This is a genomic window from Bythopirellula sp. (genome assembly GCF_041737835.1).
In the GTDB taxonomy this organism is placed as follows: domain Bacteria; phylum Planctomycetota; class Planctomycetia; order Pirellulales; family Lacipirellulaceae; genus Bythopirellula.
Window position 1 is genome coordinate 1 of record NZ_JBGSQY010000055.1, and the last position, 11,974, is coordinate 11,974.

An 11,974-nucleotide genomic window follows, 5' to 3' on the forward strand; every position below is an offset into this window, starting at 1 on the left:
GGATACTGAAGATGGAATGCTAGCCATAGCCAAACGGAATCGTGTTGGAATGGTTCAGGAGTAGGTGGCCATGGAATAAGCAACTTAAAAGTATGACCCAGAGGTTGCGATTCCAGCTGGTGGAGGGCGGGGGCATCCGCGTAGGCAGTTAGAAAATTCCAGAGCCAAAGCCTTCACCCCGTTCTCGGTGTGGGGTGATGCGGGGAGTGCTTGGCACCTGCGTATCGGAAGTTTTGCCCTGGGACTCGTGTGGGGTCGGATGATGGTGGGGCCGGTCGACACGTGTTTCTCGAGCACGCTGTGGCAAACTGGCGGGGAGATCGTCTGAATAGTCGGCGTCCACATCATCGTACCGCGAGACGTAATCAGGATCTTTGGAGCGCTCGAGTTCGTCATAAAACTCATTGATGACGTAGTCTTGAATCATTTCGCGGCAATGCGAGTTGATCGGATGCGCTATGTCGGCGTAGAGCTTCGCGCGACCATCGGCATCCAGTGGCATGCGATCTTGCGACAAGCCGGCTCCACACTGGTTGCAATATTGGGCCCGCAAGTGATTCTTCATCCCACACCTTGGGCAATGTGACGTGAGTTTGCGGCTGGGCATGGCCACAAACGGGCCGTTGGACCCCTCGATGATTTTCAAATCTCGTACGACGAAGCAATTATCAAAAGTGATCGAACAAAACGCTTTGAGTCGCTCGCCCGGATCTTCCATCAGTTTGATTCGCACCTCGGTAATATCCACGGTAAGTCTCCTTGCGAGGTGAAACGCCTTACCAGCCGCTGGAAGTTGCCAGCACAGTTCCCAATTTTTGCGCGGAAAGCTGCCGAGCGATCCGCCGTGCCTGATTTGCCGAACGGGCGACTCCCACCAAAGTGGAACCGCTGCCCGTCATGAGTTGTCCCCAACAGCCCGCTTGCGCGAGCGTTGTTTTGATTTGCGAAATCTCGGGCGCGAGTCGCGCTGCCGCGGTTTCGAGCCGGTTGGTCATCCATTGGCATGCCCGAGCAATCGCGCCGCGGTTGAGCGCGGCGATGAGCTGCGACAAACACGAAGCGGATTTCTCGGCCCGCTCGGATGAGAGAGCGCCCCGTTCACCAAGTTCGGCAAATACCCGCGGCGTCGACAAGCCAAAGTCGGGTTTGACCACCACGAAGTGCAAATGAGGCAGTCCCCCCAGGGGTTCAATCCGTTCGCCGCGGCCTCGGCAGATCGCCGGGCCTTGATTCAAAAAATAGGGGACATCGCTCCCCAATTCAGCCGCCAAATGGGCCAATTCCGCGTGGGAAAGCCCGGCGTGCCACGCTTCGTTGGCCAGGAGCAAAGTAGCCGCGGCGTCGCTGCTGCCGCCCCCCAGGCCGGCTTCCTGAGGAATTCGCTTCACCAGATGGAAGTGGCCGTGGGGTTTGAGGCCGGCCTTGGCCGCGAGCAGTTTGGCGGCTCGGGTGACGAGATTGTCGTGCGGATCGATTGACACCTGAGGGCGAAAACCGCCTCGAGGATGGCAAGATTCGATACTGAGGGAGCACTCGGTGGAAAGGCTAGGTGACAAAGAATTGGAAGGCGACCATGTTAGCTGGTCATAAATTCGCACCGGGACCAGGAGGGTTTCCAACTCGTGGAAACCGTCGGTTCGTTTGCCAAGTACTTCCAGGTACAGGTTGAGCTTTGCCGGAGCTACGACCTCCCAAGCGGTACCAACCTTGCGGGGAACCATGGTGCACGTCCAGAATCGATATCAGCAGAAGTCGCTGGCCGAACCCAGTGTTCGGCGCCAACGCGACTTTTGAATTCCGATCTACCGCTTGTGACCCGCTGCAAAAAAAACAGCGTGCCACACCCTTGCGTATCAGGATCAATGCGTACAGTCAGCTTAAAATCTTATAGGTATAAATTGTCAATCATGAGAAGCGAATGATAACTGCATTGAAGTTAAGGCGACCGCTGGTGTGAACATTGCGGCGAGCCTAACCTCAAGTGCCAGCAAATTTTAAGACGATTCGCGGCTCAGGTCAACGGAAGTCTGGGGCGAATTCCCAGCCGGCGGTTTAGGCGAGCAACTTTGCCGCAATTGCACGCAATTCGGTTTGAATTGTGTCGATCGGGCGGTCGGCGTCGATTACGTGGACTGAACTTCCCATCACTTCGGCTTCTGCTAGGAACCCCGTGCGGAGCCGCTGGCGGTAGTCATCCCCCCGTTGTTCAATGCGGTCGAGCGTGTCTCCCATGCGTTCCCGGGCCCGCTGGGGGGGCATGTCCAAAAGGAAGACACAGTCGGGGAGCAACCCCCCCGTGGCGATTCGGCCCACGTCGCGAATCTCGCCAATGTCGACTCCACCCGCGTACCCCTGGTACACGATGTTTGCGAGCAGAAAGCGATCGGAAATGACAACCTGACCGGTTTCCCTGGCCGGGAGGATCACTTCGGCGACCAATTGCGCCCGGGCGGCCATGTAGAGCAGCATTTCGGTGCGCGGGGCGATCTGCACCGATTCGTCGCTGTGCAACACGATTTCGCGCACCCGCTCGCCGAGCAAGGTGCTCCCCGGATCGCGGCAAGTGACGATCTTATGCTCCGCCCCAACGAGCCACTCCTGAAAGAGCTGCATCTGCGTGGTCTTGCCGACGCCGTCGATACCGTCAAAGGAAAAAAACATGCCGTGCGTGCTCGTAGCGGGCTAGGGAAGTGAGCGATTGTTGTACACGATTGGGCCCGCTTGTGGGAGTGTTGGCGGCTCGCTACGAGCCCGCGTAGATTTTGTGCATATTGGCGGCACGTTGGGCCACGAGCTTGCGGAGCTTCGCGGGGCGTAACACTTCGGCCTGATCGCCGTAGCCAAGGATCCACCAGCCGATCTCCTGCAGGCCGGAAACCTGGGCGTGGAATTCGAGCGTGCCGTCGCTCTGCCAATGCAGCTCTTGAGTTTTGTGCCACATGACTTCGGCGACATTTTGTGCCACGAGCGGCTGAAAGCGCACCACCACGTGATGATCGGGACCAGCGTCAGGAACCAGATGCCAGGCGTTGCCCAGATGTTTTTCCAAACTGAAGTCGCGGGGGATGGCGTAGCGTTCCTGCAAAGGTTTGATTTCTTTGATCCGCGCGAGATTGAAAGTGCGAATTTCACCATGCAGCGCGCTGCGGCCGATCACATACCAACTCCGCCCACTGAAGAGCAGTTGATAGGGACGTAGCTTCGTGCGAATGGTCTCCCATTCGGTGAGACTTCCATAAGTAATACGCACCACGAAATGCTTGGCGATGGCATCCACGAGCGTGCGATATACGTCGTCCTGTCCTTCGAGCGGGCTAACTTTATTCAGGTTGATTTGAATCGCGCGGGTCACTTCACGGAGCTCTTCACGTAGTGCCGCGGGGAAACTGCTTTCCAGTTTCAGCGCTGCTTGGCGGGCCGGTTCGCTGAATGGCAAGCGTTCGCCTGTGGTGATCTTGCTGGCGAGCGCAATGATCGACAGGGCTTCTTCGGCCGTGAAGTTCGTGGGGGGCAAGAAGAACGCGCTGGGGATGAAGTAGCGATCTTGATCGCTATCGAATTGCAGCGGCACACCCGCCGCACGGATAGTTTCCAAATCGCGAAAGATCGTGCGACGACTCACGCCGCATGATGCCGCGAGCCCCGCAGCATCACGGCCGCTCCCCGCCTGGAGCGTTTGCAGCAGCTTCAGCAGTCGTGTGATTCTCGTGAGATTCATCGTTTGGTTTGACGGTTCCGGGCAATCCTTGAGTTGTCGAGTCGACCCATTGGGTCGATTCTTGACGGTTAGGATTGCGGAACGGGTTTACAGGAGTGGCGTTGACTGCTGGTGTGTTCGTTGGAATTGCTGTTGGAGCAGCGACAGCTTGTGTGGCTGGCACGGCATCCGTGACAAAGCCGATTTGGCTGACGGGTGCAGTATTCAGCGGCGCGGAATTCAGTGGTGTGGGCGCCGCGGCAGTCGCGGGTACCTCGGCGTAACCATACGAAAAATTATCCTCGGCAACAGGGAGATTAGCGAAATTAATTTCTTGGACGTTGGTATTTAACGACGCACCGTTGGGGTTATACGAACCGCCGTCCGTCGACTGTGGTTCGGGCATGGGCATTTCCAGCGAGTTGTCCTCGGGCGATTGAACACCCTGGGGTGCTGGCATACCTTGTGGTGTTGGCATCGGGGTCGGCACGGCTTCAGACGGCGTCGAGGACGCAGGCATATCCATGAACTGACCCACGGGGCCGCGGCTGATCACGTTGGGACGCGAGTAGCCATAGTCGATAAACGTGCTGGCGTCGCGTTGGCGGGCCCGACGCAGGGCGTCGAAATAAGCCTTGGCTGGCCAGGGGCCTTCCGCTAGGTACACGCCGTTGTATTCCAGCAGCGATCCCTTGCGGTAGTGAACACGCATTATAGCTCGGTTGTAGTCGACAAGCGAACGATAATAGGCACTTTCAGCCTCGGCACGACGCCGCTGGGCATCGAGCAATAGATCGATCGGCACGCGGCCCGATTCGTAAACCGTCCGAATCGCGTCGACTTCGTCCTGGCTGGCCACGCGGCGATTGAACAGGCTTTGAGTATTCACAAAGTTGAAATCGACGTCGCGAATCGTTTCGCTGATTTGATGAGAAATATTGAGTTCCAGGTCTTCCAGCACAGCCCGTTCGCGAGCTAACAACAATTGGTGATGGCGAACGCCGGCTAAAGCACTGCGGAATCCAAGGGGCATCGTGAACTGCACGCCCAACTGCCATTCTTGATAGTTGCCATCTTCCAACACGCTGAACGCATTCGAGCCAGGTCCGAAGGGGGCCGTATTGGAACTGCCGATCAGGTCTTCACCAGCACCGAGCCAGCGATACGTTCCCGACGCATCCAAGCGAGGCATCAGGTTGTTCTTCGTGGCGATCAATTCCATCTCGCGGCGCTTGATTTGCCATTTTTGATTGCGAATCTCCGTGCGGCGGGTTAACGATTCCAAATGAACCGAGGGCCAGTCAAAGGCGACTTGAGCGGTCGTCGGCTCGTCGACGGGGCGAATCAGCCGACTGTCGGTCGCGGCGAGCCCCATCTTGTAGCGGAGTCGGCTTTCGATGCGGAACAAATTCGTGAGGGCCGATTCCACCTGCGAACGGAACAAGAAGTATTGCGAACGAGCTTGAGCTTCCTTGTCGGCTTCACCACCTTGAGTGCCCACGCCTTTGAGGGCTTGCACTTTGCGCCAAGTTTCCAGCGCGCTGTCACGACCAATCTTACGGGCATCGAGATCGCGATACGCGAAATAGAGTTCCCAATAGATTTCTTCGACTTCGAACATATTCTCTTGAACAGCTTGCTCGAAATCGGTGAGCGCGATGTCGGTGCGAATCCGCGAGATGATCACACCGTCGATTTGATTGGCTCCGCCGTTGGCATATTGCTGGAACGAAATGGGACCGGCAATGCGGTTGTATTGCGTGCCGGCACCTTGCAACAACGGTTGATTGAACGACGCTTCAAAGTTGGTGAACCAGTCACCCTTGGTGAGCCGGCTGCCGTTGTTATTGAAGTCGTAGAACGTGTTGTGGCGGAAACCAAACGTCGAACCGTTGGCGGCGGTCTTGGATATCCCTGCGGTGTAAGTGTTCAAATCTTGATGCAAGTCTTGGGCGAATAGCGTGTCGGCCAAGCCACCAAAGTTTTGGGGGCGGTTATTCTTGTTAAACGTGGCGGCCGCATCGAGTGTGGCATCGAATTCCGCGAGGGCCGCTTCAACGCCCGTGCCGCTAAAGGGACTGCCCGTTCCCGTGCCGTTGCCACTTTCCACCAGGGCCGGATCGTACACCGTGGGAACGGCGCCGGGGTTTTGCGTGAGGACTTCAGGCGTCGCGACCGCGATGTTGCTGCCGCCGTCGGTGATCCGACCGCCCAGTTGCCGCATGACTTTGCTGTTGGTGAGCGTGATCCGTGTCACTTCTTCGAGCGTCATGTCGACGATGTCGAAGTTCTCTGAATTGGAGATCGTTAATGGAGCGAGCGCGCCCGAGACTTCGTCGAGCGGAACGGAATCGACGTCGGGATATTCAATTTCGGTGGCGACGTCGAGATAGTGCGACAAATCTCCCTTGCCCAAGATGTTGCCATCCTCGGCAAAGAAATAGGGTTGAGTCGGCGCACACCCACTGACGAGCGTCAGCACGCAGAGTGCAAGTGAGATGGCCGACCGATTTTGCCGCGTCATGATGCGTTTCCTGCTTCGCGGTTCGGTTGTCGCAACCGATCCACGAACCACCAGGGGGTGACAAGGGCGACCTCGTCCACGGCTCGCAACTTGCGCTGCATGCCGTTGTCGTGGTCCCGTATCCCCCCGGGCGGCCTCACTCGCTAGCAGGCGGCACTATCTCGGGAGAGAGTGCGCGCACGGCTGTCGAGAAAGACAGTACAACCGTTATCGACGGCCTAATCGTTAGACTTTGACATTGTTGGAGAAGAATCCAAAGTGCAGCAGTGCTGGCGCAAGCATTGTAGGTGCTCAACGTAGCCGGACCGCAACGCCGGTCCGGGGCCCGGAGGGACGTTGCCCTCCGGCTATGCTCTAGAGATTCATGCCGGAGAAGCCGGTGAGATCGGAGAGCCGTTCGATTTGGCCCAGGTCGGTGGTGCGTTGGGTGAGTTGCCCGGCGGCGATGAAGCGATCGAATTCAATCGCCACGGCCTTTTCGACGCGGCCTTTGAACCACGCTAGCACGGCCTCGGGCAGCCCGCCGCAGGTGTCACTTACCAGCGTGACGTTGAGGTCGGCCAGCTCGGTGAGCATGTCGCTCGCGTCGGTGCGGACGGTTCCTTCAAAATCGAACCGGATCATCCCATCGATTTCGCTATTGGCGAGCCGGAAGATGCAGCGGGCGTCGTACAGGAAATAAGTCCGCTCGGGACCGTATTTTTCGAGCGCCGCCACGAGATGTTCGTAGCGGGCACGATACACGGGGGACGCATCAATCGGCGCATCCAATCGTCCGACGGCTCGTAAAGGGAGACAATCGAAAGTTATTTCGACGACAGGTTCCATCTTGAATATGGCCTTCAGCCAAACCCTCGTTACACGGCCCGAACCTAGGGCGTTGCCCTAGGCTACGGTGATGAAGGCCTTCGGCCAAAAAATCTGGCCAACGGCCACTCGCATCGTAGCCTGGGGCATCGCCCCAGGAATAGATGTGCCTCAGCACTTTTTGGCTGAAAGCCAAATTCAACCAAATCGATGCAGTGGGGTCAAAATCAGCTTACGGGACGCGATAACCCAACGTCAACCAGCCGTTGTCGCAGTCGAGTTGCGTGAGAATTAGCGTGAGCTTTTCCTCGCCCTTTTTGGGAAGTCGCAAGGCTGGCAACGGGATTTCCTTGGGAAAGCCAGCTCCTTCGGCAGCACGCTGGTTGAGGTTCTTCGCGATGTTGTTGCGAATGCCAACCTGTTCGCCGGTGAGCCGTTCGTCCCACCGGGGGTCGAAGCCCGTGGGGAAGACTTCTACGTCGCCTTCGCGTTCGAGCACGACTTCGTTGCCGTCTTGAATGATGCGATAGGTCACGAGAAAGTCCCAGTTCTTGAGCAGCTTCTCATCGTCGATGTTGCCTTGCAACTCGGCCAGCCGCATGCGAATGAACAGCTTTTGATCGGCAAAGCTCACACTCGCCGGGGCTTCGCTATTGAGCAAGAACCGCCAAGGACGGAATTCTGACTTCTCTTCCTTGGGAGGCGCGGGTGGAGCAGGCACGATCACAATTTCGGGCGTGGGCATTTCGTCGTCATCAGCCGCTTCCCGGGGTGACTTGGTCGACATCTCGCGAAGCCACGGTGGGACATTTCCTTCGAGCCGTGGTGCTTCGTCGGCAGTGTCTTGCCGCAATGTTACGCCGCCCAGCAATGTGGGGAGGAAATTGTTCACGGCCGTTTGATGAAGTTGGACCGTAAGATCATTTTCCGGCGAACGCTGGGGTGGTTTGGTATCGGTCGCGATCTGGCGATGCGAAGCCAAGATCAATTTCGAGTGAATGCCTTCTTTATCGGAATTCAGATCAATCGTATTGGTGAGCAGAGCCACGCGCTGCAAAGGATAACGGAGCTTTTCTTCATAACTCACTCGTCCGTTGGAAAGGGCGGTGACCACCTGATCATCAAAACTCTCAGCGATCTTTCGTTCGGCGTGCCGCGAGGCGATCCGCTCGCTTTGGGACTTGCTTTCGCGAACCTTTTTCCAGGCGATTTTCTCGATGAGTCGCTTGCCGAACTTGCCGCCCGTTTTTTGCACGCCACGAATGTGCGTGCGTGTATGAGCGTCGACCGTGAGACCCACGGTGGTGAATTGTTCGTCGCTGATCATCAGCCGTTTGCTGGCCCAATAATCGGTCGTGCCGCTGGCAAACACGTTAACCGGCTTCTTGTGGGCCACGGTGCGGGAATTGATGACACCCGTGAGGAACATGTCGAGTTTGATTTGATCGGTGGCTTCTTGTGGCTGGAAAGTCACGAGGCCGTTGGTAATCGCCGTGCCCCGAATCGTTGCACCGAGAATGCAATCGCGCACCGGGCGGATCTGGCAAACGGGCCCGGCAAGTTCATTGAGCGCATCGGTCGTGACGTCGGTGATCACGTTGGGTTGGGAATAGCTCGCTCGGATGACACCCACTTGATCGGTGGCTTCTCCCAAGTTGTCGATCGTGGCGATCGCCTTGCCGATTTTCAACGTTGTCTCGACCGTTGGTTCTTCGGTATGGCGGCGAAGTTGTTCGTCGAGGCTCTTGGCAAATGCCGAAAAGATCGGAGCCGTGTCGCGTCGCGAGGCCAGGGTATGCCAGTAAGCCAGATCGCGGTACTTGTCGATGGCCTTGGCGGTGCGAGTGAAGACGGGAAGTTCCAAGCCCGGGTGATTCGAGCGGAAGCGGCGGAGCACGTGGCCGAGATTCTCAAGACTCGCGCCGTCGATCTTCGCATCGTCGGCGAGTTGCGGTTCCAGCAAATCCCACTTGAGGTAGCGCTTCCAGTCCTTTTCCAACTGCGAACCCGGGCCGAGGGCTTTTTCCAGAGCGCGGGCGCTGCCGACAAACTCTTGGCGATAGGGGGCGAAGCGCTCGTCGGAGATCGGTTTGTGGCCGACGGCCGCCGCGGTGAAATCGGCCGGTTTGGCGTCGGCTGGAGTGGGGGCCTGGGCTTGGACCGCGCTACTGAATACGAACAGGAAAAAACCGGACAGCGCCAAGCCGTTGACGCGCTGGGAGTAATGGTGCAACACGACGTGATCCTCGTCGGAAAAGTAGGCCGGGTAAGTTAGGACTAAGAAATAAGGCGGGTTGGGATTGCCGGTCTGGCAATATAGCAAACCAGATGCCGCCTCTCCATCTTTCCTAGTCACCAGGCATGCAAGTATAGTGCACCCAGTTTGACTGTCCTACGCCGATTGTCCAGCTCCTGCGGTCTTTTCTTGATTTTTCGCGAAACGAACACGTGGTGTGGCAAAAAGGCAACGCCGTGGGGCAAGAAAATTTGAGCCGAAACGCGCTAGCGTCGGGTGAATTTGGGACACGGTCTGTTTGAAGAACCCGCAGCTAGCGCCGTTCGGCTCAGGAAGATAGGCTAGCGGCCTTCGCGCAACAGATCGAAATATTCTTCGGCGTGTTCACGGCGCGATTTGGGGAGTTCGTCGATCAACTGGGGATCGGTGGGACTTGTCCCTTCAGCAGCCATCTCGGTTTGTACGGCGGCAGAAACTTTGCCGCGGATGTTGGGGCCATCGGCTTCACCGGCATACACCAAGGGGCCCTGCCCTGTTTCTTGCTTGACGCGCGAATCGCGGAATTTGGCGTCGATGTCGCTGTCGTCGCGTTGTCCCCAGGCGGTGCCCTTGCCCATGCCGCTGCCGCCGCCCTTCTTGGCTTGTTTGTTCGAGGCACCCTTGGCGGTTGATTGACACGTTTTGCAACCTTGGCCCGAGCATTCTTGGCAAGCCATCGCTTCCTTGGCGGCTTGCATTTCGGACATGGCCGCGTCGAGCATTTCCCCTTCTTTCATCGCCTGATCGAGCGATTCCATCTGCTGCGACATTTGATCCATGGCCTCGGAGGCCTTTTGCATGTCGCCCTGCTTCATTGCTTGCTGAGCTTCGCCCATTTTCGAGGCGAGCCCTTGCAGCTTGTCCATCTGACTTTGCTGGGCCTGCATCTGATCGAGCTTTTGCTGCATCTCGCCCGCTTTGGCGTGGTTGCCTTGCTCTTGCTGCTTTTGAATTTGCTTCTTGAGCTCATCCATCGATTGATCGCGGGCTTGCTTGGCCTCGGCTAATTTCTCTTGCAACTTCTTGAGTTGTTCTGCGAGCGCCTGCTTTTGCTCTTCGCTGAGCTTGCCGGTTTTCATTTGTTCTTGCAGCGACTTGAGTTCTTCGAGCGCCTTTTGCCAATCCCCTTCTTTCATCGCTTCGGCCATCTTTTCGGCCGGGCCCCGATTGAGCTTGTCGAGATTGGAGAGCTGTTTGCGCATCGAATCCTTGTTGCCGACTTCGCTGCGGCGCTTTTCCAGCTGCTTGGCCAAGTCGTTGAGTTTGACGAGCGATTGCTTTTGATCGGCGGCCGGATTCTTGCGGAGCTTTTCGGTTTCCTTTTCGAGTTGGTCGAACAGGCCGGCTGTTTCTTTGAGGCCTTTCGCGGCGGCTTGCTTCTTGCGTTCGACGAGCCGCTTCTTGAGATTCTTGCTGACGTTGTCGCGTTGTTCTTTGGCTTGTGCCACGGCGTTGGGATCGACGCTGCTTTGTGCCGTGGGATTGCCGACGAAACTCATCAGCACGAACGCGAAAGCCGTTGTCAGCACAGGAAGCCATTTGCGGCGGGGCAGGGTGATGCCAAATCGCGAACCGACTTCCACGCGCTCAATCGCACGCGCGGCATCGCTTAGCAATGCTTGTCCTGCAGGGGTGGCGGCATCGTCGGGGGAAAGGGCCAAGCTGCTCGAAACGCGCTCCCGCAGGTCGAAGCGATTGTCGAGTTCCACGGCGGCGTCGAGCGTGCTGAGGCCGCGGACAAGTGTCCAAACGAAAGCGGCAATTACTCCGCCAACGACACCGGCCATCGCACAAAGCATCGTCCAATTGCTGGGCAGATTCTCAATCACAAAGAATTTGGGAACCGCGATCGCTACCACCGCCACGGCGAGCGTGACGAACAAGCAGGTGAGGGCTCGATTCAAAAACAACTCAAGCCACAATCTTTGACGGGCGCGGGAAACCTGAGCGAGAATCTGATCCATGGCTGCCTCGGAAGCGGAGCAGGAAGTGACGCTCTTATTTTATCGGGTGGGAGGAGGTAAGTCACGCTGGGGGGGGGGACATGTCATCCCGAGGGAGGCCTACCGACCGAGGGATCTGGTAGAAAGTGCCAAAAAGCTTCGAAAACCTGCAGTGATGGAAGCTAGATTCTTCTAGTCGTAGAACTCCTATCAGAATGACATGTGCGCCAAAATCCGATTAAAGGCGGCGGTTGAATGCGGTAAGATGGGTAGTGGTAAAACAAGGTAGAATAAGAACATGACCGAAAAGCATCTGCCCACTCCTGCGGAACGACCCGACACCGATGTAGTGCTCTACGACGGACATTGCCGATTTTGCCGGCAGGGCGTGCAGAGCCTGCTCTTTTGGGATTGCCAAAAGAAGCTGTCGTATTTGTCGTTGCACGATCCGGAAGTGAAACGGCGGTGGTCCGACATTTCGCACGACCGACTGATGAAAGAAATGTGCATCATCGACCGCGCTGGCCACCGCTACTGGGGACCGGAAGCGGTTCGCTATCTCACCCGTCGGCTCAGGCGACTGTGGTGGGCCGCGCCGTTTGCCTACTTCCCGGGGAGCATGTTGCTCTGGCGACCCCTTTATCGATTGGTGGCAAAAAACCGTTACCGCTTTTTGGGGAAGACGGCCGCCTGCGACGAGGGTGGCACATGCAGCTTGCATCGATAGC

9 protein-coding genes are annotated in these 11,974 nt (G+C 57.3%); 1 reads left to right on the forward strand and 8 read right to left on the reverse strand.

Translation table 11 applies throughout. The features are described 5' to 3' along the window. Window positions 1-148: 148 nt before the first annotated feature. From AC6T8Q_RS17300 to AC6T8Q_RS17335, 8 genes are all read right to left on the reverse strand, one after another. Entirely contained in the window at window positions 149-748 is a 600-nt protein-coding gene (locus AC6T8Q_RS17300) for a septation protein SpoVG family protein (protein WP_500680277.1), read from the reverse strand. Window positions 749-776: 28 nt separating this feature from the next. Continuing rightward, window positions 777-1,721 carry a 4-(cytidine 5'-diphospho)-2-C-methyl-D-erythritol kinase gene (locus AC6T8Q_RS17305; protein WP_500680278.1) on the reverse strand — a complete coding sequence of 315 codons (945 nt, stop codon included), beginning with the start codon at window positions 1,719-1,721 and terminating at the stop codon, window positions 777-779. A 331-nt stretch (window positions 1,722-2,052) separates the two neighbouring features. Then, the gene (gene tmk / locus AC6T8Q_RS17310) at window positions 2,053-2,661 is read right to left on the reverse strand and encodes a dTMP kinase (RefSeq protein WP_500680279.1); all 609 of its coding nucleotides are present in this window, start codon (window positions 2,659-2,661) and stop codon (window positions 2,053-2,055) included. A gap of 82 nt (window positions 2,662-2,743) precedes the next feature. Continuing rightward, complete coding sequence (locus tag AC6T8Q_RS17315) at window positions 2,744-3,718, reverse strand: helix-turn-helix transcriptional regulator (RefSeq protein WP_500680280.1); 975 nt, start codon at window positions 3,716-3,718, stop codon at window positions 2,744-2,746. Then, complete coding sequence (locus AC6T8Q_RS17320) at window positions 3,651-6,221, reverse strand: TolC family protein (protein WP_500680281.1); 2,571 nt, start codon at window positions 6,219-6,221, stop codon at window positions 3,651-3,653. Before AC6T8Q_RS17320 ends, AC6T8Q_RS17315 begins: the two co-directional genes overlap by 68 nt. Before the next feature lie 354 nt (window positions 6,222-6,575). Then, window positions 6,576-7,049, reverse strand: coding sequence for a hypothetical protein (locus tag AC6T8Q_RS17325; protein WP_500680282.1), 474 nt, complete (start codon window positions 7,047-7,049; stop codon window positions 6,576-6,578). 211 nt (window positions 7,050-7,260) lie between these two features. Further along, a complete protein-coding gene (locus AC6T8Q_RS17330) occupies window positions 7,261-9,264 on the reverse strand; it encodes a hypothetical protein (RefSeq protein ID WP_500680283.1) in 2,004 nt (667 codons plus the stop codon). A gap of 341 nt (window positions 9,265-9,605) precedes the next feature. Beyond that, window positions 9,606-11,267, reverse strand: a complete 1,662-nt coding sequence (locus tag AC6T8Q_RS17335; RefSeq protein WP_500680284.1) for a hypothetical protein — start codon at window positions 11,265-11,267, stop codon at window positions 9,606-9,608. Between the two features lie 277 nt (window positions 11,268-11,544). On the opposite strand from AC6T8Q_RS17335, the gene AC6T8Q_RS17340 reads away from it, so the two are divergent. After that, window positions 11,545-11,973: a thiol-disulfide oxidoreductase DCC family protein gene (locus AC6T8Q_RS17340; protein ID WP_500680285.1), complete on the forward strand. Its 429-nt coding sequence runs from the start codon at window positions 11,545-11,547 to the stop codon at window positions 11,971-11,973. The last annotated feature ends 1 nt before the right edge of the window (window position 11,974 follow it).

Coding starts and splice junctions, on each gene's coding strand:
- AC6T8Q_RS17320 (WP_500680281.1), bottom strand. CDS start 6,221: ATGACGCGGCAAAATCGGTCGGCCATCTCACTTGCACTCTGCGTGCTG.
- AC6T8Q_RS17335 (WP_500680284.1), bottom strand. CDS start 11,267: ATGGATCAGATTCTCGCTCAGGTTTCCCGCGCCCGTCAAAGATTGTGG.
- AC6T8Q_RS17340 (WP_500680285.1), top strand. CDS start 11,545: ATGACCGAAAAGCATCTGCCCACTCCTGCGGAACGACCCGACACCGAT.
- AC6T8Q_RS17315 (WP_500680280.1), bottom strand. CDS start 3,718: ATGAATCTCACGAGAATCACACGACTGCTGAAGCTGCTGCAAACGCTC.
- AC6T8Q_RS17305 (WP_500680278.1), bottom strand. CDS start 1,721: ATGGTTCCCCGCAAGGTTGGTACCGCTTGGGAGGTCGTAGCTCCGGCA.
- AC6T8Q_RS17325 (WP_500680282.1), bottom strand. CDS start 7,049: ATGGAACCTGTCGTCGAAATAACTTTCGATTGTCTCCCTTTACGAGCC.
- tmk (WP_500680279.1), bottom strand. CDS start 2,661: ATGTTTTTTTCCTTTGACGGTATCGACGGCGTCGGCAAGACCACGCAG.